Origin of the sequence: Phaeodactylibacter xiamenensis (assembly GCF_965229835.1) — a bacterium.
Lineage (GTDB): Bacteria > Bacteroidota > Bacteroidia > Chitinophagales > Saprospiraceae > Phaeodactylibacter > Phaeodactylibacter xiamenensis.
Window position 1 is genome coordinate 2,082,841 of sequence record NZ_OZ245931.1, and the last position, 25,001, is coordinate 2,107,841.

General features: G+C 52.6%; 20 protein-coding genes. 9 read left to right on the plus strand and 11 right to left on the minus strand.

The window, feature by feature from the left end; all coding sequences use genetic code 11:
* Positions 1-24: 24 nt before the first annotated feature.
* The 5 genes from aroB (at position 25) to ACO08I_RS07685 (ending at position 7,624) form a co-directional block, all read left to right on the plus strand.
* Complete coding sequence (gene aroB, locus ACO08I_RS07665; RefSeq protein WP_421948973.1) at positions 25-1,083, plus strand: 3-dehydroquinate synthase; 1,059 nt, start codon at positions 25-27, stop codon at positions 1,081-1,083.
* Between the two features lie 153 nt (positions 1,084-1,236).
* On the plus strand, positions 1,237-3,804 hold the full coding sequence (locus ACO08I_RS07670) for a transglycosylase domain-containing protein (RefSeq protein WP_421948974.1): 2,568 nt from the start codon (positions 1,237-1,239) through the stop codon (positions 3,802-3,804).
* 60 nt (positions 3,805-3,864) lie between these two features.
* A complete protein-coding gene (locus tag ACO08I_RS07675; protein WP_421948975.1) occupies positions 3,865-5,874 on the plus strand; it encodes a peptidylprolyl isomerase in 2,010 nt (669 codons plus the stop codon).
* A 12-nt stretch (positions 5,875-5,886) separates the two neighbouring features.
* Positions 5,887-7,008: a glycine cleavage system aminomethyltransferase GcvT gene (gcvT, locus tag ACO08I_RS07680; RefSeq protein WP_421948976.1), complete on the plus strand. Its 1,122-nt coding sequence runs from the start codon at positions 5,887-5,889 to the stop codon at positions 7,006-7,008.
* A gap of 115 nt (positions 7,009-7,123) precedes the next feature.
* A complete protein-coding gene (locus ACO08I_RS07685) occupies positions 7,124-7,624 on the plus strand; it encodes a GbsR/MarR family transcriptional regulator (protein ID WP_044229770.1) in 501 nt (166 codons plus the stop codon).
* Between the two features lie 23 nt (positions 7,625-7,647).
* On the opposite strand, the gene rbfA is transcribed toward ACO08I_RS07685, so the two are convergent.
* Entirely contained in the window at positions 7,648-8,037 is a 390-nt protein-coding gene (gene rbfA, locus ACO08I_RS07690; protein ID WP_282779150.1) for a 30S ribosome-binding factor RbfA, read from the minus strand.
* A gap of 220 nt (positions 8,038-8,257) precedes the next feature.
* Between rbfA and recG the strand changes: the two genes are divergently transcribed.
* On the plus strand, positions 8,258-10,360 hold the full coding sequence (gene recG, locus ACO08I_RS07695; RefSeq protein ID WP_282779144.1) for an ATP-dependent DNA helicase RecG: 2,103 nt from the start codon (positions 8,258-8,260) through the stop codon (positions 10,358-10,360).
* On the opposite strand, the gene ACO08I_RS07700 is transcribed toward recG, so the two are convergent.
* The 4 genes from ACO08I_RS07700 to ACO08I_RS07715 all read right to left on the minus strand — a co-directional run bounded on the left by ACO08I_RS07700 (position 10,361) and on the right by ACO08I_RS07715 (position 15,269).
* Complete coding sequence (locus tag ACO08I_RS07700; protein ID WP_421948977.1) at positions 10,361-11,653, minus strand: HlyD family secretion protein; 1,293 nt, start codon at positions 11,651-11,653, stop codon at positions 10,361-10,363. It abuts the gene before it with no gap.
* The gene (locus ACO08I_RS07705; RefSeq protein WP_421948978.1) at positions 11,653-13,854 is read right to left on the minus strand and encodes a peptidase domain-containing ABC transporter; all 2,202 of its coding nucleotides are present in this window, start codon (positions 13,852-13,854) and stop codon (positions 11,653-11,655) included. Before ACO08I_RS07705 ends, ACO08I_RS07700 begins: the two co-directional genes overlap by 1 nt.
* Positions 13,855-13,984: 130 nt before the next feature.
* Complete coding sequence (locus ACO08I_RS07710) at positions 13,985-14,518, minus strand: dihydrofolate reductase family protein (protein WP_282779131.1); 534 nt, start codon at positions 14,516-14,518, stop codon at positions 13,985-13,987.
* A gap of 106 nt (positions 14,519-14,624) precedes the next feature.
* Positions 14,625-15,269: a head GIN domain-containing protein gene (locus ACO08I_RS07715; protein ID WP_421948979.1), complete on the minus strand. Its 645-nt coding sequence runs from the start codon at positions 15,267-15,269 to the stop codon at positions 14,625-14,627.
* A gap of 262 nt (positions 15,270-15,531) precedes the next feature.
* Here ACO08I_RS07715 and serC point away from each other — a divergent pair, with 262 nt between their 5' ends.
* Positions 15,532-16,611 carry a 3-phosphoserine/phosphohydroxythreonine transaminase gene (serC, locus tag ACO08I_RS07720; RefSeq protein ID WP_282779127.1) on the plus strand — a complete coding sequence of 360 codons (1,080 nt, stop codon included), beginning with the start codon at positions 15,532-15,534 and terminating at the stop codon, positions 16,609-16,611.
* A gap of 60 nt (positions 16,612-16,671) precedes the next feature.
* Here the strand turns inward: serC and ACO08I_RS07725 are convergent, their stop codons facing one another.
* Complete coding sequence (locus ACO08I_RS07725; protein WP_044229697.1) at positions 16,672-17,088, minus strand: hypothetical protein; 417 nt, start codon at positions 17,086-17,088, stop codon at positions 16,672-16,674.
* A gap of 105 nt (positions 17,089-17,193) precedes the next feature.
* Between ACO08I_RS07725 and ACO08I_RS07730 the strand changes: the two genes are divergently transcribed.
* Entirely contained in the window at positions 17,194-17,994 is an 801-nt protein-coding gene (locus tag ACO08I_RS07730; protein WP_421948980.1) for a TlpA family protein disulfide reductase, read from the plus strand.
* A 414-nt stretch (positions 17,995-18,408) separates the two neighbouring features.
* On the plus strand, positions 18,409-19,173 hold the full coding sequence (locus ACO08I_RS07735; RefSeq protein WP_421948981.1) for a M48 family metallopeptidase: 765 nt from the start codon (positions 18,409-18,411) through the stop codon (positions 19,171-19,173).
* A 115-nt stretch (positions 19,174-19,288) separates the two neighbouring features.
* On the opposite strand, the gene rplI is transcribed toward ACO08I_RS07735, so the two are convergent.
* The 5 genes from rplI to ACO08I_RS07760 form a co-directional block, all read right to left on the minus strand.
* The gene (rplI, locus tag ACO08I_RS07740) at positions 19,289-19,738 is read right to left on the minus strand and encodes a 50S ribosomal protein L9 (protein ID WP_282784662.1); all 450 of its coding nucleotides are present in this window, start codon (positions 19,736-19,738) and stop codon (positions 19,289-19,291) included.
* 27 nt (positions 19,739-19,765) lie between these two features.
* Positions 19,766-20,032, minus strand: a complete 267-nt coding sequence (gene rpsR, locus ACO08I_RS07745; RefSeq protein ID WP_044229713.1) for a 30S ribosomal protein S18 — start codon at positions 20,030-20,032, stop codon at positions 19,766-19,768.
* A 39-nt stretch (positions 20,033-20,071) separates the two neighbouring features.
* The gene (gene rpsF / locus ACO08I_RS07750; protein WP_044229715.1) at positions 20,072-20,536 is read right to left on the minus strand and encodes a 30S ribosomal protein S6; all 465 of its coding nucleotides are present in this window, start codon (positions 20,534-20,536) and stop codon (positions 20,072-20,074) included.
* A 168-nt stretch (positions 20,537-20,704) separates the two neighbouring features.
* Positions 20,705-23,305 (minus strand): YCF48-related protein, encoded by a 2,601-nt coding sequence (locus tag ACO08I_RS07755; protein WP_421948982.1) that lies wholly within the window; start codon positions 23,303-23,305, stop codon positions 20,705-20,707.
* Between the two features lie 10 nt (positions 23,306-23,315).
* The gene (locus ACO08I_RS07760; RefSeq protein WP_421948983.1) at positions 23,316-24,896 is read right to left on the minus strand and encodes a formylglycine-generating enzyme family protein; all 1,581 of its coding nucleotides are present in this window, start codon (positions 24,894-24,896) and stop codon (positions 23,316-23,318) included.
* Positions 24,897-25,001: the final 105 nt, after the last annotated feature.

Consider the following 25,001-nt stretch of genomic DNA (forward strand, 5'->3'; position numbering starts at 1 on the left):
TGCGGTCTAAAATTTTCCATTATTATGCAGACGCTTGCCCTTGATACGTACCCTATCCGTATTGGCCCCGTTGCCGAATCTCTTACACTCACCCTTGAGCAGCAGCCATTTAGCCAGCTCTTTGTACTGGCAGATGAAAATACAAGGGAGCACTGCTGGCCACGCATTGCACCTGCCCTTGAGCAATATCAGCCCATCCTGATTGAAATCCCGAGCGGGGAAACGCACAAAAACCTCCGAACCTGTGAGCATATCTGGGGGCAGCTCATGGCCCACAAGGCCACACGGGATGCCCTCCTGCTCAACCTGGGCGGTGGCGTTATTGGCGATATGGGCGGATTTGCAGCAAGCACCTTCAAGCGGGGCATGCGCTTTTTGCAAATCCCGACGACACTACTTTCTCAGGTGGACGCTTCCATTGGCGGCAAGCTGGGCATCGACTTTATGCAGGTCAAAAACAGTATTGGGCTGTTCCGAAACCCACAAGCAGTCCTCATCGACCCGGCTTTCCTCGACACCCTCTCCGACCGGGAGTTGCGCAGTGGCTACGCCGAGGTCATCAAACACAGCCTTATTGCTGACCTCAGCCAATGGGAAAGCCTGCAACAAATAACCGACCTCAGAAGCGCCGACTGGGCAGGCATTATCCCCGCCTCGCTAAGCATCAAAAAGCAAATCGTGGAAGCAGACCCCTTCGAAAAAGGCTTGCGCAAAGCCCTCAACTTCGGCCACACGATCGGCCATGCCATTGAAGGGCATGCGCTGGAAACGGACACCCCACTTTTGCACGGAGAGGCGATCGCTATCGGCATGATTTGCGAGGCGTTCCTCAGCACACAGCAGCAAGGGCTGCCGGAAGCTCAGCTCCGGCAGATCACCGATTACCTGACTGCCCGTTATGGCAAGGCTGCCCTTCGGCCCGACGACTACCCGGCTTACCTGCAACTCATGGGCAACGACAAGAAAAACGAGGGCCAGGCCATCAACTTCAGCCTGCTGCCGGAAGCCGGAAAGGTGGTGGTCAACCAAACTGCTGGTGAAAGCCATATTACCGCAGCCCTGAACTTCTACAATAGCCTTTAACCTCAAACTTCCCAATCACACAGCACATGAAGGCAGCCGCCTGATACGTTAAGGTATTGGAAAAGGGGCAGCCACTCAGCGCAAAGCAGGAATTTTGCTGCTAAACAACCCGCAAGAATTCACTACTTTTGAACCTGGAACTCAAAGCAGACCATGGAACAACAAACCGGATCCAAGCCTAAAGAACAACAGTACCGCAATATTATGCGGTGGATGTGGTACCTCGCTGGTGCGGGCTTATTAGGTGTAGCCCTAACCTTTATCGTCCTCTCTTTTTCTGACCTGCCCTCCGTACAGCAGCTCGAAAACCCCAAAAGCGAGGAGGCTTCTCAGGTATTTGGTGCCAATGGGGAAGTCATCGGGCGGTACTATACCGAAAACCGGGTGCCCGTCACTTACGATCAGCTGTCGCCTAACCTGGTCAATGCCCTCATCTCTACGGAAGACGAGCGCTACTACGAACATAGCGGCATCGACTTTGCGGCTTTGGGCCGGATTGCTGTAAAAACCGTTCTGCTCGGCCAACGCAGCTCGGGCGGGGGCTCTACCATCACTCAGCAGCTGGCCAAGCTCCTCTTCACTCAACAGGTCTCCAAAAACATCTGGGAACGCGGCCTCCAAAAGCTCAAGGAATGGATCATTGCTGCACGCCTCGAACGCCGGTATACCAAGGAGGAGATCATTGCGATGTATTTCAATAAGTTCAACTTTATAAATGGTGCCTATGGCATCAAAGCGGCTTCTGAAATCTATTTCGACAAGCAGCAGGACGAGCTCAACGTCAACGAAGCAGCCATGCTCGTGGGCATGCTGAAAAACCCCTCCCTTTTTGACCCTCTCGACCGGCCCGATACGGTACTGCACCGGCGTATGGTGGTGCTCAAGCAAATGCAAAAAAACAACCTGATCGACGAGACCGCCTACGATACCCTGCGCACCCAACCTCTGAACATCAAATACACCGCCCAAACCCACATTGACGGCATCGCGCCATATTTCCGTATGGAGCTGGCTAAAGACATCAAGGACCTGCTCCGCAGCGAGAATATCAAAAAAGCGGATGGCAGCCATTACAATATCTACCGGGACGGGCTGCGCATCTACACTACCATAGACCCCGATATGCAGCGGATTGCCGAGCGGGTCATGAAGGAGCATATGGCCAAACAACAGAAACGCTTCTGGGAAACCTGGAGCGTCGTGCGTAAGGACCCCTGGGAGTACACGAGTGGCTCGGTGCATGAAGTCCCCGTGGAACGCCGCCAAAAGAAGCTGGAGGACCTGATCCGGGACTCTGACCGTTACCAGAAAATAAGATCCAAATACATCAAAGACATCGTCGCCAAACTGCAGCAGGAAACCGAACTTATGTTCCATGCAGATGACCGCGAAGTAGAACGGGTAGTACAGGAAGCCGAAGAGGGCGGCGTGATCGACGATCTGGTCGAGCGCAACTACATCAGCACCGGGCTCGCTGCTCAGTACCGGCAGATCATGCGCAGCAAACACTTCAACGCACTTCGCAAGCAATGGCTGGCCATGCAGGAGGAAGTGGACCGCGCTTTCAACTCTGAAACGGAAATGCGGGTCTTTACTTATGAAAACGAAGAGATGGAAAAGGATACGGTCATGACACCTATCGATTCCATTAAGTACCACCTGATGCACTTACAAACCGGCATCCTGGCGGTTGACCCGATAACTGGCCATATCAAAGTCTGGGTAGGCGGTATCAATTACAAGCGCTTCAAGGTAGACCACAACCGGACTTCCCGGCAGGTTGGCTCCACTTTCAAGCCTTTTGTCTATGCCACAGCCATTGCTCAGCAGGGGTTTTCGCCCTGTTATCAGGTTTATGATCTGCCACAAACCATTGCGCCCGGTGACGGCAACTTCGGGTTGTTAGAGCCCTGGACGCCCCGCAACTCTTCTAACGCTTACAGTGGCAGGCTATTCACGCTAAAAGAAGGGCTCAAGCAATCCAAAAATACCATCTCCGCCCACCTGATGAAACAACTGGGCGATACGGATCCGGTCCGTGGCCTGGTGCACCAAATGGGCATCGACAGTTCTGCCCGCTATTCCAATGGGCGGTACCGGGTCCCTAAGGCACCTTCCATCTGCCTCGGTGCCACTGACCTGACCAACCTGGAGCTCACAGGAGCCTATACGGCATTTGCCAACAACGGCCTGTTCACCAAGCCCTACTGTATACTACGCATCGAGGACAAGGATGGCAAAAAATTGTACGAAGGCGTACCTGAAGAAAACGTAGCCATCAACCCCAACGCCAATTATGTTATGGTGGAAATGCTGAAGTATGCTGCCGGGCTTGGCGGCACACTAAAAACGGAAGCCGGCGGCAAAACCGGAACGACCAACGACTACGTCGATGGCTGGTTCATGGGCATCACTCCTAACCTCGTAGTGGGCACCTGGGTAGGGGGCGAATACCGATGGATCCGCTTCCGCTCCATACAATATGGACAAGGCGCCGCTATGGCCAAGCCGTTCTTCATTGATTTTATTAAAGAGTTGGAAAAAAATGAGGATATCGACTTCGATACCGAAGCCCGGTTCAACCGCCCTTCCGGCGATATCGGTATTGAAATGGACTGCAACGAATACCAGAGAAACCAATTCCCTCTGGAAGAAGAGGGAGATGAGGACTTCGAGGACGAAGGATTCTCAGATGATATGTTTGGGGATGAGGAATTCTAAGACCTCGCCCGCCTGACAAACAGCGTTTTTTAAACGAAAACCGACTAGAGCAAGACTGCCATGAAACACCAACGCCCCACTTTGCTGATTTTAGCCCTGACGGCACTGCTATACAGTGGCTGTATGCCTCCTTCTGATGAAGTAGACAGCAACATCACACTTGATGCCAGCTCACCGGAATTTCAGCGTATTGCTGACTTCCAGGACCAAAAACTCGCCGACAGCCTTTATGCGTTTTTTCACGATGAGCGGCCGACTCTGCGCTATCTTTCTGCCCGTGCCTTTGCCTCCATTCGTTCACCGCAGGCTATAGACAGTCTTGCCCGGCTTTTGCAAGACCCCGTCGACCGCGTCCGTGCTGTTGCCGCTTACGCCATAGGGCAGAGTGGAGCTGCCGATGGCGAACGCTACCTGCTGCGTGCATTTGAGCGCAATGATACTGCCGGCCACTACCGGCTGGCAAACCGGGCAATTCTTGAGGCCGTAGGCAAAATCGGAACCGAACCTACTTTGGCAGACCTTGCGACTGTCTCAACTTATGAACCTACAGATACCGCACTGCTGGAAGGACAGGCCCTGGGCATCTATCGCTATGCCCTGCGGAACATCACTAACGAAGCAGGCACCACGCGCATGATCAACCTGGCAACGGATAGCAAATACCCTGGGAGTGTGCGCCTTATCGCAGCAAATTACCTCTACCGGGCTACCGGGCTAAAGCTTGATACCACGGCGGTGCCCTTGCTAAAAAATGCATTGGCAACGGCAACTGATCCCCGTATTCGCATGGCGCTGGTTGTGGCACTGGGCAAAACCAAAGCCGATCAGGCTATGCCTGCCCTGCTTCAGCAATACAAACAGGAAAACGACTACCGGGTGCGGAGCAACCTGCTCAGGGCATTGGCCAATTTTCCCTACGATAGCGTCAAAACCACCGTACGGGAAGCACTCAAGAGCTCTAATGCCAGTGAAGCCCGCAGAGCCGCACAGTTCTTTATCGAGCATGGCATTTCGGATGAAGCTACCCAATATTGGCAGTGGGCCAAAGACTCTCTGCCCTGGCAGGTACAAATCCCGCTTTACCAGGCCGCTAACCGGCACTTGCCCGCCTATTCCGTCAATTCCAGAGATGGCATTAACGCTGAATTGCGGCGTTGGCTTGGCAATAGCACTTCGGTTTATGAAAAGTCTGCCTTGCTAAAAGCCCTGGCCGAATTCGGCTGGAACTACAAATACATTTACCGGGAAGGCGCGCCCTCCAGCTCCCCGGTTATCCGGACAGCAACGATGGAAGCACTCAATATGATCAGCGGACGGCCAGACTTCAGAGCTTTCTTTGGAGCAGGCTACCGGAGTGTACGCCGTGAATTGCTGGGCATGTACCTGGAAGCCATGCAGACCGGTGACCCTGGCATGATTGCCGTAGCTGCTGAGGCACTGCGCAATGAAAACCTCAAGTTTGATGCACTGATGTCCAATACAACTATTCTGGAAGAAGCGCTCAAAAAACTGGAGCTCCCGAAAGAAATCGAGACCTACAATCAGCTGCAGCAAACTATTGCCTACGTCAAAGGGGAACAGGCCCCCGAACCCAAAACCCCGGCCTACAACCATCCAATCGACTGGGCTATGTTGGATGACTTGTCGGAAGACCGGCTGGTCACCATCAACACCAACCGTGGTGCTATTACACTGGAAATGATGCCCGAGTTTGCCCCTGGTACCGTAGCCAACTTCATTGCACTGGTCCGGCAGGGTTTTTATCAGGACAAGACCATTCACCGGGTTGTTCCTAATTTCGTCATACAGGGGGGCTGCCCCCGGGGCGATGGTTATGGCAGCCTGGATTATACCATCCGTTCTGAGCTTCCTCCCCTTTATTATGACGAAGCGGGCTATGTAGGCATGGCTTCGGCGGGCAACCATACAGAATGCACACAGTTTTTTATCACCCATAGCCCCACACCCCACCTGGACGGAGAATATACTATATTTGCGCGCGTCACAGACGGGCTGGAGGTGGTTCACCAAACGCAGGTCGGTGACTATATCAAAAACATCGAACTCTAAGCAACCTTAACCATGAAGACCACACCACTAACCGCCATTCATGAAGCCCTTGGGGCTAAAATGACGCCTTTTGCAGGCTACAACATGCCTATTTCCTACAGCGGCCTCAAGGAGGAGCACCATCAGGTACGCAACAGCGTTGGCGTATTTGATGTCTCGCATATGGGTGAATTCATCATCCGGGGCAAAGAAGCCCTTGACCTTATTCAAAAAGTAACTTCCAACGATGCTTCCAAGCTCGCCATAGGTGATGCACAGTACACCTGCATGCCTAATAATGCAGGTGGTATCGTGGACGACTGTATCGTCTACCGCCTGACCGAAGAAATGTGCTCTGATGGCGAACAGGCCTTTATGATGGTTGTCAACGCTTCCAATATCGAAAAAGACTGGGCGTGGATTACTCAGGCCAACACCTTTGACACCCAGCTCATTAATATTTCCGATCAAACCGCTTTGCTCGCCGTGCAGGGCCCAAAAGCCATTGAAGCCATGCAGCCCCTTACCGGTACGGACCTTGGCGGGCTGAAGTTCTACACCTTCTCCAAAGGGACTTTTGCGGGCATCGACAACGTACTGATCTCAGCAACCGGCTATACAGGTGCCGGCGGGCTGGAACTTTACGTCAGTGCTGATAAAGCAGCCGAACTTTGGAACGCCGTTATGGAAGCCGGTGAAAGCTTTGGCATCAAACCCATCGGGCTGGGCGCGAGGGATACCCTGCGGCTGGAAATGGGGTACTGCCTCTACGGAAATGATATTGACGATACCACTTCCCCAATTGAAGCAGGGCTTGGTTGGATTACCAAAACGAAGAAAGGTGAGTTTATCAGCCGCGACACCTTCATTAAGCAGCGGGAAGAAGGCGTAAGCCGCCGCCTGGTGGGCTTCGAGCTCCCTGATGAACGCCGTGTGCCCCGTAACGGTTATCCTATTGTAGATGAAGAGGGAACAACCATTGGGCAGGTCACCTCAGGGACGCTGTCTCCGTCACTCGGTTATCCCATCGGCATGGGTTATGTAAAGGAGGCTTACAAGGCTCCGGGCACGACTATTTACGTACAAGCTGGCCGGAAAAACCTGGCTGCCAAAGTTGTACGCCCACCTTTTTACAAGGGTGCCGAAGGAAAATAACCTCCGGTTTGACAACAAATTGCCGCTATTTTCATTTATCTACCCGAATAAGCGGTCCCAGATTTTTGGCTGGGGCCCTTCAATCTTAATTTGCACCCAACGAAATCAGGTTTTCATGACACTGGAAGAAGGAAAAGACAAATTCATCCAATCCTGGGGGGCGCTAGGCTCCAGCTGGGGAATCAACCGCACCATGGCACAGATCCATGCTCTGCTGCTGATTTCTCCGGAAGCGATGAGCGCCGAGGAAATAATGGATGAATTAAAAATTTCCCGGGGCAACGCAAATATGAACATTCGGGCCCTGATTGACTGGGGGCTGGCTTATAAAGAGTTGAAGACGGGTGAACGCAGGGAGTACTTCGTGGCCGAAAAAGACATGTGGGAAGTGGTCAAGTGCATCATTACCCAACGTAAAAAACGGGAACTTGAGCCCATGCTCAGAGTACTTGATGAAATATCCAGCGTTGATGAGGTTGATCAGGAATCCAGAGAGTTTGCGGAAGTGATCAGGGAAATCAAACTTTTCTCCAGCAAAGCCGATTCCACCTTAGACTCTCTGGTTAAAGCTGACTCTAACTGGTTTGTCGGCACTTTCATGAAAATGATCAAATAACCGCCTGCTCTGCAGATTATATGTTAGCCTTCCTGCTGTTCTTCCTCATCCCCCATGTGACCTTCCTGGTGGAGCCGGTTAAAAAGCTGATTGAGCCGGTACATCTCGTCCAGTGTGTCATCCAGGTAAAAGGCAACGTCAGGCACACGGCGCATGTGCTTGCGAATACGGTAGGCGAGCGCTTGCTTGAGCCGGGTAATTTCGTGCTCCATTTTAAGGATCACCGATTGTTTATCCTCCGTATTATAAACGCTCAGGTAGATTTTTGCCTGGCTGAAATCCGGGCTCACCATAACCTTTGTGACCGTCACCAACGGTTCGGTGCCATAAACATAGCCACCTTCATTCTGTAGTACCTCACTGAAATGCCGCTTGATTAATTCTGCTACCTGTAAATTGCGCTTCGTCGCCATATGTCGTTTAATCTTCTCTTGTTGTGCCGCAGGAAAATTCACTGCCTGGTTTTTCACCGCTTTTAGCGGGCCGCAAAGATAGAATTATTGGAGCACCTTGTCAACTCTATCAGCCCGGGAACCATTAGCATTCTGCGAGTTTTACAACAAAACTGCCACTTCAGAGTTCCATTAGCGGTTGCAAAAACTACTAAAAAGTTGCTATTTTTGATGGCGCCACATGAATACCCTCGATTCTGACATATCCTACCTAAAGGGCGTGGGCCCAAAGCGCGCAGAGCTACTCAACAAAGAGCTGGGCATCTTCACCTGTGGGGACCTGCTGCAACAGTACCCGCACCGCTATATCGATAAAACCCAGTTCCACAAAATCAACACCTTGCACCAGGAAAGCGGGGAAGTGCAGCTCCGCGGTGTACTGCGCCGACTTGTACCCGTTGGGGAGGGCAGGAAAAAACGCCTGACCGGCCGCTTCCGGGATGAAACGGGCGCTATCGACCTGGTATGGTTCTCTGGTGTCAGCTATTTGGAAAAGCAGCTGGAGGTTGGAAAAGAGTATGTCATCTATGGCCGGGTCAATGCATTCCGGGACCAGCTGAGCATCCCTCACCCGGAAATGGAAATTGCCAATCCCGAAAAGATCAAAAAAGCGGCGAGCTTCGCTCCGGTATACCCCAGTACCGAAAAGCTAAACACCAAGGGGGTAGATGCCCGCAACCGACGCCGGATGATGGCGGCCCTCCTGGATAAGCTTCAACCTGAAGACCTCCCGGAAAACCTGCCGCCCTACATCGTCAAAAAGTTCCGCTTCCCTTCCCGCTACGATACCATGCGTACCATCCACTTTCCAAAGTCCGAGGAACAACTGCAGCAGGCCCGCAACCGCCTGAAGTTTGAAGAACTCTTCTTCCTGCAACTTCGCCTCCTGCAAATCCGACGGCGACGGGACGCGATCAGGGGGTTCAATTTCGAACAGGTGGGTGAGCACTTCATGCACTTTTTCAACCACAAATTACCCTTCGAACTGACCGGCGCCCAAAAGCGGGTCCTGAAGGAAATCCGCCGAGACCTGGGCAAAGGCATCCAAATGAACCGGCTGCTGCAGGGCGATGTGGGCAGTGGCAAAACCATCGTGGGTCTCATGACCATGCTACTGGCTATTGACAATGGCTTCCAGGCCTGCCTGATGGCACCTACTGAAATCCTGGCCCAGCAGCACTACAATTCCATCAGCGAATACCTTGAAGGGATGGACCTGCAGGTCGGCTTTTTATCTGGCAGCGTAAAGGGGAAAAAACGCAAGGTCCTGCTCGAAGCCCTAAAAAACGGAGAGATCCACATCCTAATCGGCACGCATGCCCTGCTCGAGCCCCCTGTCGTCTTCCAAAACCTGGGGCTGGCTATCACCGATGAACAACACCGCTTTGGCGTGGCGCAGCGGGCGAAACTCTGGAAAAAGAGCAGCCCCTACCCTCCCCATGTCCTTGTGATGACGGCGACGCCCATCCCGCGTACCCTCGCGATGACCCTTTACGGCGACCTCGACGTATCCGTTATTGATGAGCTACCACCCGGGCGCAAAGCCATTCAAACCCTGCACAAAACCGAAAACAACCGGTTGCGGGTGCTTGGCTTTATGAAGGAGGAGATTGCGAAGGGCAGGCAGGTCTATGTAGTCTATCCTCTCATTGAGGAATCTGAAACCCTGGACCTGCAAAACCTGCAGGACGGGTACGAAGCCCTGAGGCGGGAATTCCCTCCACCCAACTACCAAATCAGCGTGGTGCACGGCCGTATGAAGCCCGCAGATAAGGACTTTGAAATGCAGCGCTTTGTGGAAGGCAAAACCCAGATCATGGTGGCCACCACCGTGATTGAAGTGGGTGTAAATGTGCCGAATGCATCCGTTATGGTGATCGAAAATACGGAGCGTTTCGGGCTGTCACAGCTCCATCAGCTGAGGGGGCGCGTAGGGCGTGGCGCCGAGCAGTCTTTCTGTATTCTGATGTCGAGTTTTAAGCTCAGCAAGGAGAGCAAAGAGCGCATTCAAACCATGGTCCGCACCAACAACGGCTTTGATATCGCCGAAGCAGACCTCCGCCTCCGGGGCCCGGGCAATATCGAGGGCACGCAGCAGAGCGGCATTCTCAACTTCCGCATTGCCGACCTGGCTAAAGATGGGCGCATTCTGCAAACAGCCCGGGAGGTCGCCGCCCGCATCCTGGATGATGACCCCAGGTTTGAGCGCCCGGAGCACCACCCTATCGTTTGGTACCTGGATAAGCATGGGAAGAAGCTAAGGGGCTGGAGCAGGATTAGTTAATCAATAATTTTCCCACAAACTCCTCAACTGATCAAAAAGGCGGAACAGCAGCCGCCGGTCTTCGGTAATGATGTTGGCACGGGCCGAGAGTTCCTGTGAAAAGGGCACCTCCTGCCCGTAGGTCGTTTGCAGGCCTGCTGTAAGCGCGAGCTCAATATAGTAAGCCTGCTGCTCCGGGATGGGCGCTATGTGGCGGACTTCAGCCCTGATCGCACCATACTGCTGCTCCGGATAAGCATCCAGAAATAAGCGAGCCTGCATCCCTGTATCCACGCGCCCGGCATTCTGAGCGGGTAAATAACCGCGAGCCAGGGGCAAATCGCGCGCTCCTGACACCGGAAGCACGGTCATCACCAATTGCCCCTCTTCCAAATACTGCCCTGTGGTTAGCGGCTGATGAAAGGCGATCCGGCCTGCTATTTCGGCCCGAACCAGGTTGTTTTGCTGCCAGGTTTCCACTGCGGCTTTCAGATTGGCCTTGCTTTCTTCATAGGCCAGTTTCAGATCCTGCGCGCTGTTTTGTTGCTCCTGTTGAAGGGTGATGAGCAGGGCGTTGTTCCGTTCTGCCTCCAGGGCATTGCGCAGGCGCTCGGCTTCCACTTCGCGTATTTCCCGCTCCAGCCGGAGCACCGCCAACTGCGCTTGTTCCTTATCGAGCTGACTGACATTCCCGGAAGCAGCGAGGGCTTCATTGCGTTTGAAGTTGGCCTGCGCCAGGTCCCGTTCTGCCTGCAGGACTTCCAGCTTTTGGGCCTGTGCAACCGAAAGCGCCACCAGCTGCTCCTGCTGATTCCGCAGAGAGCGAATCCGTTTCGCCCAGTCTGACCGGCGAAGGAAAAACTGATAGGCCTCCCGGTTGCGCTGAAGCTGTGCCGCCGGAGCTTGCAATGTACCAAGACGGAGATCGGGGATAGAGCTTTTGAGGGTATCCTTTTCCAGCCATTGCTGCAGGGTTTGAACCTCCTCCAATACTGCGGGATTCTCCAGTACAGCCAGCGTTTGACCGGGCTGAACTATTTCACCGTCTTTCACCATCAGCCGCTGTAATTTCCCGCCACGGGGCGCCACGATACGAATGGCAGGCTGTGGCGTGGTCAGTACGACCTCGGCTGTTACGGTATCCGGGTAGCGAATCAGCCATGCCCCAATCAGCAATAAGACCACCGCTGCAAATACCGCCGAAATCCCCCAACGCAAAGCCCAGCCCGGAGGTGCGCCCAGCATTTCCTGAACGGCTGCCCGCCCGCCATTGGCATCCGGTTGTGCGTGGTTTGAAGGTGAGGTCCCTGGCATTATTGTCCGAGTTCTAGTTGATTCTTAACCAATTGGTAGTAGGCGCCTTTGCGGGCGACTAATTCCCCATGTGTGCCCTGTTCTGCAATTTTTCCCTGGTCCAGTACCACAATTTGGTCAGCCTGGCTTACTGTACTCAGGCGGTGGGCTACCACTACAACGGTCCGGCCCTCGAAAAAGCGGTGCAGGTTATTAACGATTTCGCGTTCATTATTAGCATCAAGGGCGTTGGTGGCCTCATCAAAGAACAGAAAATCAGGAGTTTTGTAGATAGCGCGGGCGATGAGCAGCCGCTGCCGCTGCCCCTGACTGATGCCGTTGCCCATAGCACCAATCCTGGTATTGTACCGTAGCGGCAGGCCATCAATAAAGGGCTTCAGATTGGCCAGTTCCACCGCTTTCAGAAGGCGTTCCGGGTCTACGGTGGGGCTGCTTTCCGCAATATTATTGGCGATGGTATCCGAAAAGATAAACCCATCCTGAAGCACGGCCCCGCAGGCTGACCGCCACCGGGATTTGCGCAATCCGCTCAGCGGCTGACCGCCGACACGGATTTGCCCCTCCTCCGGCTCGTAGAAGCCCAGCAATAATTTGACCAATGTCGTTTTCCCACTTCCGCTCACCCCAACGATAGCCGTGACTTTGCCCTCCGGAATATCCAGGTTGATGTCTTCGAGCACCCATTCGGCAAGCGGATTGTACCGAAAACTCAGGCCCCGGATTTGAATATCCCGGCGCTCCGGCAGACCATCCCAAACCGGCGCTCCATCTGAAAGGGTTTCCTCGGGCGTTTCCGATTGTACTTCCAACAGGCGGTCCAGGCTCAAACGGGCATCCTGCCAGCGCCTCAGAAAGTCCGCCAGCCGGCTCAGGGGCAAATTCACCTGCCCAAGAATAAATTGGATGGCGAGCAGCATACCCAGTGTCATTTGTCCTTCGATAACCAGTTTTGCAGCCAGAATCGTAATGAGAATATCTTTGATTTGGGATATGCCTGTAGCACCGGCATCCTGCGTTTGCTCCACATCCAGCGACCTCAGATTAGCCCGGAAAAGGCGGGTTTGGATGTTCATCCACTGCCAGCGCCGCTTGGAGCCGCTGTTCTGCAGCTTGATCTCAGGCATCCCCTGAATCAGCTCAATGAGCGCACTCTGATTATCCGATAGCTGCCGGAAGCGGGCGTGGTCAATAGCCTGCCGCTTTTTCAAATAAATGAGGATCCACCCCAGGTAGAGCAGACTACCGATCAAAAAAATCAGGAAGATCGATACATTGTAAACCAAAAGGACCCCGCCAAAAATAAGCAGGCTGAAAGCCGAAAATAAAAAGCTCAGGGCTGAGGTGGTCAGGAATTGTTCAATGCGCCGGTGATCGCCAATGCGCTGCAACAGGTCGCCGGTCATTTTGGTATCAAAGTAGGCAATGGGCAGGCGCATGAGCTGCTGCAGGAAATCAGCAATTAGGGAGACATTAATGCGGGTACCAAGGTGGAGCAGTATCCTGTTTTGGATGATGCTCACGGTCAGCCTGCCGGCAAAAAGCAGCAACTGACCAATCAAAATCAGGTTGATGAACGAGAGATCAGCATTGCGGATACCAATATCAACAATTGCCTGGGTCAAAAAGGGAAAAAGCAGTTGAAAAATGCTACCCAGGATAAGCCCAAAGACCAGCTGTACGAAGTAAGGCCGATAAGGGCGCAGGTACTGCAGGAGATAATTCAGGGGCGCGGATTGCGCGGAGGGCATGCCTTCCTCTTCGTAAAAAGCAGGCTGTGGCTCCAGGAGCAAAGCCAGCCCCTCGTCCCCATCGCTGGCCCAGTGGCGGTTAAACGCCGAGCGTGTGATTTTTCGTTTCCCAGCTGCCGGGTCGGCAATCCAAACGTGCTGTTTAGATAGTTTGTAGACGACCACGAAATGCCGTTGCTCCCAATGTGCAATCAGGGGCAATGGGGCCTGATCAATGCCCAGGCGTTCCGCTGTGCTTTCCAGCGGTAATTTTACCGGTAATGACCGCATTCCAATGGACTCGGCGGCTTCCACCAGGCCCGCCATTGAGACGCCCTCGCGGTCCACATATGCCCGGGCACGCAGTTCTGCAAGCGTATAATGCTGCCCGTAATGCCGGGCGATCATGCGCAGGCAGGCAGGCCCACAGTCCATGGCATCGTGCTGCGGGTAGTGCGGAAAGCGGTCGAGCATAAGGATGAAGTATTGCTGGACTGCCTAAGGTACGGATTTGGGGTAAATTATAAAGGCCTAAGGGAATCTTCCAAAGAAACGGGACTGCTGTATTCAATCCAAAAGTATTGCCCCTGTTGTTTGGTCCAGTTTACTTAATCCGGTTATAAGTTAAAATCTGGAGCCCATCACTGAATACTTTCTGTTCTCGAAGGCCCCATTTTACCGAGGCTCTGGAATCTCCAAAAAGCGGCACCCCGCCTCCTAAGACAACAGGGTTCAACTTTAGCTTTAACTGATCAATCAAGCCATTTTCCAATAGCCAGCCGGCAAATACACCTCCTCCGCATAAGTAAATATCTGTTCCCGCCTTATCTCTGATGGCTTTCACCCGATCAATTGACCTGGGTTCCAAGTGAACATTTTCTGCGAGATTTTCAATCTTCAGGGTATCAGAAAAAATATAGTGTTCCATGTGCGGATAAGCGGGCTGGCCCGGTTGAAGCCCGTACTGAAACCCAAACTCATAAGTCCTGCGCCCCATAATGACCGTTCGAAACTTCAGGAGGTCTGTTTGATACTGCTCCACACCTGCCCCCTGTAAGGCAAAGGCGCTGATATCATCTTCCGGTCCTGCGATAAATCCATCCAGGGAAGAGGCGACATAATAGACAATCTTTTGCATGCGATCTTTTTGGTAAATAATTTAAACTCCGATCTACCAGTAAGCAAGAGGGGCAAATCCGTTGCTACAGATCTACCCCCTCAAGCTCTTTCCGATACCTTTAAAGCTACAGCTTGCGGACATCGCCGCTGCCTACTACACTTTTCTCCACAGATGGGTTGCCTTTGTAATAAACGTCGCCACTGCCGGCAATACTAACCTCCAGCTTATCTACCTCGCCCACTTTGACATTACCACTACCAGCGATGCTGATTTCAGCACGGTTTGCATCCACACCTGATGCATCTACATCACCACTGCCGGCAACGCTCACTTCGACACGACTGGCTTTACCTGCAATTTCCACATTACCTGAGCCACCGATGGAAATTTCCAGGTTTTTCATGTCATTAAAGTTGTCCTTCACTTTTACATCACCGGACCCACCGATGGCAATAGAGGACAGGTTAGGCATGGTGACGTATACCTTTACGCCCCGGCTGTTCCAGTTGCGGGTACCGCGTTTGGTGCCTATGCCAAGAGTACCACCATTAGCATTGAGCTCAACCTGATCAACACTTTTTTCAGGTCCTGTGACTTCAACATTATATTCTCCCTGCGACACATAAACATCGGCCGAAATGCCCAGTGCTATTCCGTCAAAATCGCGCAATTCAGCACTGGAACTACTCATTTTTCCATTGGTCTGCGCACAGGCTGTGATCGCAAAGCCGGATACTATTAGAAAACAAAGGGCTAACAGGTTTTTCATATCGTTGTGGTTTCAGTTGGGCAGGAATTGCCCGGTTTTGTAAAAAATGGATCGCTATTTTATGATGCAATAACAGGCTGCTGCCCCCTATTGCTACATACTAACAGAGCTTAAATTCAGCTAAAAGCTGCAACTGGACTTCTTTTTTCTTCTAAAATGGGTTTTGGTTGGACGAAAAGGTGAGCAGCCCCGGAAAAATCCGCTCAACATGAAGTACAAGGTTTTCGTTGAATACCTACATTTGCCGAAAGAAAAACAGATCATGAAAAAACATAACTTCAGTTCCGGCCCTGCCATCCTACCGCTTCCGGTTTTTGAACAAGCCGCAGAAGCGGTACGTGACTTTAATGGCATGGGATTATCCATTCTGGAAATTTCTCACCGATCTCCCGAATTCACGGCCGTGATGGAAGAGGCGAATGTCCTGATCAAGGATTTGCTCAACGTTCCTGATGATTATGCGATCCTGTTTTTGCAGGGCGGCGCAAGTTCGCAGTTTTTCATGACCGCTATGAACCTGCTGGATCAGGATGCGAAAGCGGGCTACATTGACACCGGCAGCTGGTCCACCAAAGCGATTAAGGAAGCTCAGGCTTTTGGCGCTGTTGAAACCCTGGCCTCTTCCAAACCTGATAACTTCACTTACATTCCGAAGGGTTTTGCGATTCCGGAGGACCTCGCCTACGTCCACATCACCACCAACAATACCATCTACGGCACGCAGTTTAAAACCCTGCCGGAGACCTCTGTGCCGATGGTCGGCGATATGTCCTCTGATATTTTCAGCCAACCAGTGGATGTCAGCCGTTTTGACCTGATCTATGCGGGCGCGCAGAAGAATATGGGCCCGGCGGGTGCTACGCTTGTTATTGTGCGGAAAGAAGCACTGGGCAAGGTAAAACGCCACATTCCCACCATGCTGGACTACCGCACGCATGTCAAAAAGGGCTCTGCTTTCAATACCCCACCGGTCTTCCCTATTTATGTAAGCATGCTGACCCTGCGGTGGATCAAAGCCAATGGCGGCATCCCTGCCATGCAGCAAAAGAATGCAGCCAAAGCCGAGCTCATCTACCGGGAAATTGACCGCAACCCGATGTTCAAAGGTACCGTCACGGACCCTGCCGACCGCTCCACTATGAATGCCACCTTCGTCCTTGCCGAGGGCAAAGAACATCTGAACGATGAGTTTATGCAGCTTTGCAAGGCGGCCAACTGCTCTGGTGTGAAAGGGCACCGCTCTGTGGGAGGCTTCCGGGCGTCTATGTACAATGCAATGGAAATTGAAAGCGTGCAGGCGCTGGTGCAGGTGATGCAGTCCTTTGAGCGGAAGTTTGGGTAAACAAAAAAGGGGCGCAGGAAGTGTTACTCCCCCGCCCCGCTATGATTGCTTCGTATGAATTTACTGTATTGACCGGACGACCAAACTGGTATCGTCCAGAGCAAGAATCTCGTAAGCCCGGGGCTGCCCTTCGATGGTCAGCTGCAGCACAACCGGATCACTTCCGGACTGCGTCCACGTACCGTCCTTCCAGCCTGTAGGTATGACCGGCTCGGTTGCACAACGGTTCCAGAAAAACTCGCGCACAAAACCATCCTCCCGGAATTCCAGCATTTGATTTTTCTCCGTCACCTCAAACCCATTGTCGTCAGGCACACGGAGGTATGCCCGTTCATTTGGGCCGGGGTAGTTTTGAAAATCCCAGTACCCAACCCAGGGGGCAGGGGCACTAAGTTCCACTTCCTGCTGCTGGCTATCGTTGCAAGACCAGGCCAGAAGGGTAAAAACGGTTAGAATAATTGCGTTAAATCGGGTCATTTCTGATAGTTTATAAGTTAGACAGGTAAATTTCATTCAAGCGTTGGGTGGGGTTGTGTGACTTTTCTCACTAACGCTATGCTGCAAATTTGTGAATCTTTACCCATGCGTACTATCATTATCCTGCTATCTGTGGTTGTGCTTTGGTCCTGCTCCTCCCCTACCGGTGCCAGTCAGGTTACGCCTGCACCGGACCAGCAACTATTGCAATGGGCAAAAACTCAGCCTGCACCTAACAGTTTGCAGCCCTTTTTCGACTTTATTGCCACCCAATCGGCTGACAGCACGCAGCAGCAATACTGGCAGTCCCTCTTTCTCGCACAGGTCCTGAATCAGGAAAAAGGGTGGGAAACCTACAGTGCGGTGGTCGATGTAAGCACCGTGGCACTACTGGACTTCAAGCTGGGCAAGTACAATCCGCACCGGGCGCTTTACGCGGATGCGTTGCAGCATTACTACACCACCCGCCAATTGCGCTACGCTGCTGATTTTACTGCCGTAGACACCAATGGAAATGCAATCCAACTGAGTGCTTTTGGAGACAAAGTCATCTACATCGATACCTGGGCGTCGTGGTGTGGCCCCTGCATGCAGCAACTGCCCTATTTGCATGCTTTGGCTGAGCACTATGCGGATCAGCCGGACTTCCTTATCCTTACCGTTTCCTTTGACCGTTCCTTTGAGGCCTGGAAGCGCGCCTTGTCCAAACAAGCGGCCTACCCCAATATCTTCCCGGTTTATGTGGAGGGAGGCATGGATTCGGATTATGGCAGTTTGTTTTCTATTTCCAGTATCCCGTCCTATGCCTTGTTGGGCCGGTCTCGTGAGGTCATTGATATGTCTGCCCCTAAGCCCGGGGTGGATAGTCTGAAGCTGGTAATTGAAGGTGTTTTGGGGAAGCCTTAGGATGGTTTCGTTCATTTACTTTAATCTTTGTCATTATGTGCTGCTCCTCGCGATGACCCTCCCGGAATCTGTGAAAATCCGTGCAATCCGTCCAATCCGTGTTCCAACCCGCCACGCACGATAATAGTACACTGATGACGCTGATCTGACTGATCTCACTGATCTGCCCAACGAGTCCCGCCCCGCTGGAGGACCTTCCCGGAATCTGTGCAAATCCGTCCAATCCGTGTTCCAACCCGCCACGCACGATAATAGCACACTGATGACGCTGATCTGACTGATCTCACTGATCTGCTCAACGAGACCCGCCCCGCTAGAGGACCTTCCCGGAATCAGTGCAAATCCGCGCAATCAGTCCAATCTGTGCCCCTACCTCCATAAACAGCAACCAAAGAAAACTGTAACTTAGCCCCCATGAGACGGAAACGCAACAAAGCCAAGCCCACTCTACAGCAATTGACGCTCGACATCGGGGGTACAACAGTGCCTGTGCGCATCTACAAAGAGTACCGGTACAACGTCCGGGCAAGCATCGGCAAAACGGCAGCCTTTTTGCGTATGCCCCACGGATTACATGCCCGCGAAGAAGAAAGACACCTGAACTGGTTTAAAGACTGGCTCCACGAACAAGTAGCCAAAAGTGATAGGATCAACCGTCACTTCGGGCACCGGGCGTATCAGGATGGGGATACCCTTGAGGTTGGAAAAAAACAGTACCGGTTAGCGATCACCTATGAAGACCGGAAAACCCACTCGGGCAAGTTGCTCCCGGACGGCACCATTGCCCTGAAGCTCAGCCACCATGATCAGGGGCCGGAATTTACCAAGCACCTGCAGCATCTACTGAGCCGTATCGTAGCGCAGGATTTTCTACCGGAAATCACCCGCCGGGTCGACGATTTAAACGACCGGTTTTTCCAGCAGAACATCGGGGAGGTCCGCTTGAAGTACAACCACAGCAATTGGGGGAGCTGCTCCTCAAAGGGTAATATCAACCTGTCTACGCGCCTGTTGTTTGCACCCGATGATGTAATCGACTATGTCATCATCCACGAGTTGGCGCATCGTATTGAGATGAACCACTCGCCTCGGTTTTGGAAGCTGGTCTCCGATGCGATGCCCGATTACAAGGAGAAGGAGAAGTGGCTGAAAGTGCACGGAGGGAAGCTGGGCTTCTAGAAAGCAAAAAGCCATTTGCCCTACCAGGTAAGACAAATGGCTCTAAATGTAGATTGTTTCGGCTGGTGAACTGGGGATAGCCCCGGCGCACCGAACCAAGCACCTGAGGCGTAGCTTATTCTTCTACAACCTCGAAGTTTACTTTGATATCCACTTCCGGGTGAAGTTTCAGCTCAGCGACATAAGCGCCGAGGGTTTTAATATCGTCTTCCGGCAGGATAACGCGGCGGCGGTCCACCTCGATACCCATTTGGTCCTTCAGAGCAGCAGCCAGCTGTACGTTGGTTACGCTACCGAAGATTTTACCACTTGTGCCAGCTTTAGCGCCGATTTTCAGCACTTTACCCTTCAGGTTATCCGCCATTTCGACGAACTCAGCCTTACGAGCTGCCAATTCTTCTTCCTCTTTGCGCTTGATCTCATTGAGTTTTGCGCGGTTGGCGTCATTAGCAACAAGGGCCAGTCCCTGAGGGATGAGGTAGTTGCGTGCATAACCCGGCTTTACGCTCACGAGCTCATGCTTATCGCCTACCTTATCTAGATCTTTTAACAGAATGATATCCATCTTTCAAAAATTTAGAGGGCCAAAAAATTACTTCAGCAAGTCAGTCACGTAAGGCATCAGTGCCAGGTGACGGGCACGCTTCACTGCAGTAGCCACTTTACGCTGGTACTTCAGGGAGTTGCCGGTGATGCGGCGAGGCAAAATCTTGCCCTGCTCGTTAACGAACTGAGTCAGGAAGTCTGCATCTTTGTAGTCGATGTACTTAATGCCAAACTTACGGAAGCGGCAGTACTTGTCGCGCTTCTGACCAATTTTAGGATTGCTGAGGAACTTAATATCGTCTCTGGATGCCATGATCTTTCAACTTTAGAATTAAACAAATGGGGTGGACGACTATTCTTCTTCTTCGCTTTTAGCAGCAGCTTCCTCTTTCTTAGGAGCCGGCTTGCGCTTCTCGTCCTTCTTGCGATTGTCGCGGCGGCTGTCCTTGCGGTCGTCGCTCTTCTTCGCTTTTTTCTTTACTTTGCCGATCTTTCCGGCACGCTTGTCTGCATTGTACTTCACACCGTACTTGTCGAGTGCGGCAGTGAGGAAACGCATGATGCGCTCGTCGCGGCGCAGCGCCAGTTCCATCACGTCAATCAGTTCGCCGTTAGGCGCTTCGAATTCAATGCAGTAGTAAATCCCGGAGGTTCGGCGGTTAATTGGATAAGCCAATTGGCGCAACCCCATTTCGTCCACATGTACGATCTGGCAACCCTCATTTTTGAGGTGATCGACATATGTCTGAGCTGTCGCTTCGATTTCCTCCCTCGACAGCACCGGGTCTACGATGAAAGTTACTTCGTAATTTTTCATTGGATCAGACATATTAATAATATAATCAAAAAACTCCGGCGCTTCTGCCGAAGGTTACTTTACAGCCAAAATGCTGATGAATGCTGTATTGGAAGCCAAAACTGCTTACACCATTGTCTTTTAGCGGGTGCAAAGATAAGAAAGGTTTTGAATTTTACAATGTATTTCCTAATCCGCAATAATAACCTTTTGCATCTGCCGGTACTCCCGGTACTGAATCATCAGCAAATAGGCACCATTGGGTGCTCCCAGATCCAAAGCCTGCTGAACTTCCTGCCCTTCCCAAGCCCTGACTTGCGCCCCCAAAGCATTGTACAAGACAAGCTGCACGGCCCCGACATCCCAGGCACCGGGCAATTCAACCCAAAGCTGCCCCGTACCAGGGTTGGGCCATACCGACACCTTTTGCAGGCCCACCTCGCGCAGGCTCGTCGTCATCGGGACCGTCACTGAAAGAGTATCCGAACAGTCATTACCATCCGTCACCGTTACCGTATAGTTGCCAGCCAACAGTCCGGTCTGCACCAGCCCCACGCCTCCATTACTCCAGCTTACACTGAATGGTGGCTGCCCCTGAAGAACGTCCAGTACTGCCGCGCCATTCCCACTACCGTTGTCCGGCAGGGTATCCACGATAAATAGTTCAGGGTTAGGAAAAACCCCCAAGTCAAGTACCCGAATACTGTCACAGCCCTGAGCATTGGTGTAAACCAACTGATACTGCCCGGGCTCACTTAGCATCATACCCTCCCAGGTGTAGGTCTCGCCATCGCAGATTTCCGCCGTTTCTGTAGCTAAATCATTTGGAAAAACCGTTAGCGCTAAATTTACGATGGAATCACACCCGGCAGCTCCATTTAACACGACTTCGTAGGTTCCTGTAGCATCAAAATCCATGTCGCCCACCATGACTGTTTCCCCTTCGCATACTGATAACTCAAGGTTGGTTTCAGCAGCAGGTGCTTCTGTAAGAATGAGCGTGACGGTGCTGTCGCAGCCATCTGTAGCGGTAAAATCACGTACGTAGGTGCCGGGATTGGTCAGTATTTGTTCATTCCATACATAAAATCCGCCTTCACAAAAGGAAGCCTCAAATGACACATTATAGCTCTGAAGCGCCTGCACGCTCAAAAAAATCATCTGAGGGCAACCATCAGCATTGAGGATTTGTGTAAAATAATCTCCAGAGCCATCCACTTCTATATTTTCGTACATAAATGGAAAACCTGAAGCACATACCATAGTATCTAATGTAATGGGCTCCGTGATAGAATACTCAATTTGCACCAAAATCAGGGAATCACAACCGTTGACGGCAGCGCCGGGGAGCACCTCAGTTCCAACAGGGTTGAACTCATCGTAAAAGTTGCCGTTGACCTCCAGAAATTCACCAGAACAAAGCAGGGTATCCAGCAATAGGGTACCATTTTCCTGTACTTCCACCGCAACCATATCTGAATCGGTGCAGCCAAACGCATTTACCACTGTGAGGCTATAGATTCCTGTAGTAGCGACCTCCAGCTCAACATTCCCGCTCCCATCGCTCCATGCATAACTCACCACATCATCCGGGCCGGCCAGCAGCAAAGTTTCACCTTCGCACAGGGCAACGTCACTGCCCAGATTGACTTCAGGGGCAGGAAGAACCTGTAACAAAAGAGAATCCTTAGCGACACACCCATTTTCTTCCACACTTAATACATACCAGTTGTCGCCGGCGCTTGCAGGCAGCAGACTGACTGACGAGCCTGTGCCAATAATGCCGTTTGGGCCTTCCCATAGATACGTTGGGTTTCCAGGAATTGCTTCTGCATTAAGCTGTACAGTCTCCCCGGCACACACCGAGACAGGACCTGATGCAGCCGCCTTTATCCACCGGAACGCGACTACGGTACCTCCGCTACCCGCAAGATAGCCCGAACGGGTGCCGGTGAGCGCAACCGCCGACCAGTCCACGCCCGGGATCAGCTCAAGGTTATCCCAGGATTGGCCACCATCCGTACTAACAGCCACCAGCCCATCCTGCCCGGCTCCAACAACAGCACCGCTGCCATCAGCCGCCAACGCCTGGAAGCGCCGACCGTCCAGCCATTCCCAGCTAAGGCCTGCATTATCTGAGTAGTAAGTACCGCCTGCTCCAGACAGCCACACTTCATTGCCCTGAATTTCCAGGGCGTAGTGGTCTCCGGTGCCTGTACCGCCTAAGCTGTTCCAGGTTTGACCGCCATTAGTGCTTCGAAGCAAGACGCCACCCTCACCCGCAGCCAGAACGGTCTGCGCATTCACCCATCTGACAACGTTCAGGTTGTTAGGCGTACCGGCATCTACCCAGGTCCAGGCGGTACCGCCGTTTATAGTGCGAAGCAGTGTGCCGCAATCTCCTGCCACAAGCCCTAAATTACTGAAGGCAAAATCGACGCTGTTCAGGTCCGCACCGACAGGGCTGAACTGCTGCTGCCAGGACAAGCCTCCATCGGTAGTTCTTCGGATGACACCACTCTCGCCTACAACCCAGCCCATAGCCTGCCCCAGGAAGGTAAGCCCCCGAAGGTTTACATGGGTACGGAGATCAGCCAGGGCCCAGGATTGACCGCCGTTCGTGGTTTGCAGTACCTGCCCCGATTCGCCTGTCAGCCAACCCTGCTCAGCAGACAGAAAATGAGCCGCTGACCAATCTGCCGAGACCGGTGTGGTGAGCTCCTCCAGGCATTGCGCATGAATCGTAGCAGTAAAAAACAAGCTAAAAATAAGTGCATAAATCGTTTTCATAGGAAGTTGGTTATTTTGAACGCGCTACACGAAAGGCAAAAGTCGTCCGGCGTGCACCGGGCAGAAAATTCAAACGATTGGCTACACGGGAGCCATCTGCGGTGGTATTCCAGGACCCGCCCCGTATGGTACGTAGTGTCAGACCAGCTGGCCCCAGCGGATTATCAACCGGGCTGACATCATAGTAATCAGAATCATACCAGTCCCAGCACCATTCATAAATATTGCCTGTCATATCATACAACCCCAACTCATTAGGTGCGCGGGTACCTACGGGTTGGCTGTTAACATTACTATTGCCGCTGTGCCAGGCCACGGCATCAAGGTCATTGCTGCCGGCATAAACCGTGACCAGCCCTGCTGCTCCGCCCCTGGCGGCATATTCCCACTCTGCTTCGGTGGGGAAGCGATATCCATCAGCCTCCGTATCCCAGTAAATGTCCACATAGGCCAGCTGGTCCCCTACCAGAGAATCAAACACTTCTGTGAATGCCGCATCAAAGTAATAAGCCGGTGTCCGCCCTTCCGTGAGGCTCAGCCGGTTGCAGTAGGTGGCCGCATCATACCAGCTCACACGGTAAGTGGGATAGTCAGGGCCTGCCCCTCTGTTGTATAAAGGCGTATATTCTGGTATCAGAGCCGCCCATTCGGCCTGCGTGACCTCATAGCGGGAGAGCAGGAAGTCGTCTACGCTAACCGTGTGGGGCGGATATTCATCGTTTTGGCAGTCCGGTTCCTGTTCAGCAGTACAGCCCATGGTGAAGGCCCCACCGGGCACCGTGACCATCCGGCCGGTAGTGCGGGCCACTCTAAACCCAATGGTACTGCTTTGATCGCCGGGTTCTGCAAATGCCCGGCTGCTCACTGATACACCGGCAGATTGCTGAAAATGCCCTCCCCGGACAATCCGGTCCGTACCGGTTGCTACTCCGCGCGGGTCGCAAAGTGGAAAGTTGGGATAATCGCCATACAGATCCCAGACCCATTCGGCCACATTCCCACTCATATCGTACAAACCAAGTCCATTTGGTGCTTTGGTGGCTGACGGCTGTGTGGCAGCCCCCGCCACCGCAACCTCCGTCCAGTTATCACTTCCGGCATAACGAAAATCATTATCTATATTCCCACTCCGGGCAGCGTACTCCCACTCGGCTTCGGTAGGCAGGCGATAGCCATCTGACTCGGTATCCCAGTATACAGTACCTGCTGTACTGAAAAAGGGCTCTGACAGCTCAGGGTCGCTGTAGTAGGCCGGCGCCACCCCCTGCTGCTGGCTTAGGACATTACAAAACACGATAGCCGCATACCAGCTCACCCGCTCTACCGGGCAATCGCTGCAGCCAATATTCAAGGAAGGATTATTGCCAATAACCGCCAGGTATTCCGCCTGTGTCACCTCATGCGTACCTATCGCAAATGCGCCTAAAGTCACTGAATGAGCAGGTAGATCTGACGATGTACAGGGTTGCTGCCCGATCGTACAGCCCCGTTGGTAAATGCCGCTGTCAATCAGGGTAACAGAAAGGTTTTGCGACCAGGCTACGGTAAAGGAAAAACATAAAAGCAGGACGTGAATGTGTTGGTGGTTCATATTTGTTTAGTTTGACGGATTACCTGCAAAGTTACAAGGCAATTGCTTTTTCTCCCCCCTCAGGCTTCGGATTTCCACTCCGCAATCTGAAAACTAAATTTTGCC

Excerpts from the sequence above, each read along its gene's own strand:
- ACO08I_RS07760 (WP_421948983.1), bottom strand. The coding sequence starts at position 24,896 with ATGAACCACCAACACATTCACGTCCTGCTTTTATGTTTTTCCTTTACC.
- rplI (WP_282784662.1), bottom strand. The coding sequence starts at position 19,738 with ATGGATATCATTCTGTTAAAAGATCTAGATAAGGTAGGCGATAAGCAT.
- serC (WP_282779127.1), top strand. The coding sequence starts at position 15,532 with ATGAAAAAACATAACTTCAGTTCCGGCCCTGCCATCCTACCGCTTCCG.
- gcvT (WP_421948976.1), top strand. The coding sequence starts at position 5,887 with ATGAAGACCACACCACTAACCGCCATTCATGAAGCCCTTGGGGCTAAA.
- ACO08I_RS07725 (WP_044229697.1), bottom strand. The coding sequence starts at position 17,088 with ATGACCCGATTTAACGCAATTATTCTAACCGTTTTTACCCTTCTGGCC.
- ACO08I_RS07685 (WP_044229770.1), top strand. The coding sequence starts at position 7,124 with ATGACACTGGAAGAAGGAAAAGACAAATTCATCCAATCCTGGGGGGCG.
- ACO08I_RS07730 (WP_421948980.1), top strand. The coding sequence starts at position 17,194 with ATGCGTACTATCATTATCCTGCTATCTGTGGTTGTGCTTTGGTCCTGC.
- rpsR (WP_044229713.1), bottom strand. The coding sequence starts at position 20,032 with ATGGCATCCAGAGACGATATTAAGTTCCTCAGCAATCCTAAAATTGGT.
- rbfA (WP_282779150.1), bottom strand. The coding sequence starts at position 8,037 with ATGGCGACGAAGCGCAATTTACAGGTAGCAGAATTAATCAAGCGGCAT.
- rpsF (WP_044229715.1), bottom strand. The coding sequence starts at position 20,536 with ATGAAAAATTACGAAGTAACTTTCATCGTAGACCCGGTGCTGTCGAGG.
- ACO08I_RS07715 (WP_421948979.1), bottom strand. The coding sequence starts at position 15,269 with ATGAAAAACCTGTTAGCCCTTTGTTTTCTAATAGTATCCGGCTTTGCG.
- ACO08I_RS07755 (WP_421948982.1), bottom strand. The coding sequence starts at position 23,305 with ATGAAAACGATTTATGCACTTATTTTTAGCTTGTTTTTTACTGCTACG.
- ACO08I_RS07675 (WP_421948975.1), top strand. The coding sequence starts at position 3,865 with ATGAAACACCAACGCCCCACTTTGCTGATTTTAGCCCTGACGGCACTG.
- ACO08I_RS07735 (WP_421948981.1), top strand. The coding sequence starts at position 18,409 with ATGAGACGGAAACGCAACAAAGCCAAGCCCACTCTACAGCAATTGACG.
- ACO08I_RS07705 (WP_421948978.1), bottom strand. The coding sequence starts at position 13,854 with ATGCTCGACCGCTTTCCGCACTACCCGCAGCACGATGCCATGGACTGT.
- ACO08I_RS07670 (WP_421948974.1), top strand. The coding sequence starts at position 1,237 with ATGGAACAACAAACCGGATCCAAGCCTAAAGAACAACAGTACCGCAAT.
- aroB (WP_421948973.1), top strand. The coding sequence starts at position 25 with ATGCAGACGCTTGCCCTTGATACGTACCCTATCCGTATTGGCCCCGTT.
- ACO08I_RS07700 (WP_421948977.1), bottom strand. The coding sequence starts at position 11,653 with ATGCCAGGGACCTCACCTTCAAACCACGCACAACCGGATGCCAATGGC.
- recG (WP_282779144.1), top strand. The coding sequence starts at position 8,258 with ATGAATACCCTCGATTCTGACATATCCTACCTAAAGGGCGTGGGCCCA.
- ACO08I_RS07710 (WP_282779131.1), bottom strand. The coding sequence starts at position 14,518 with ATGCAAAAGATTGTCTATTATGTCGCCTCTTCCCTGGATGGATTTATC.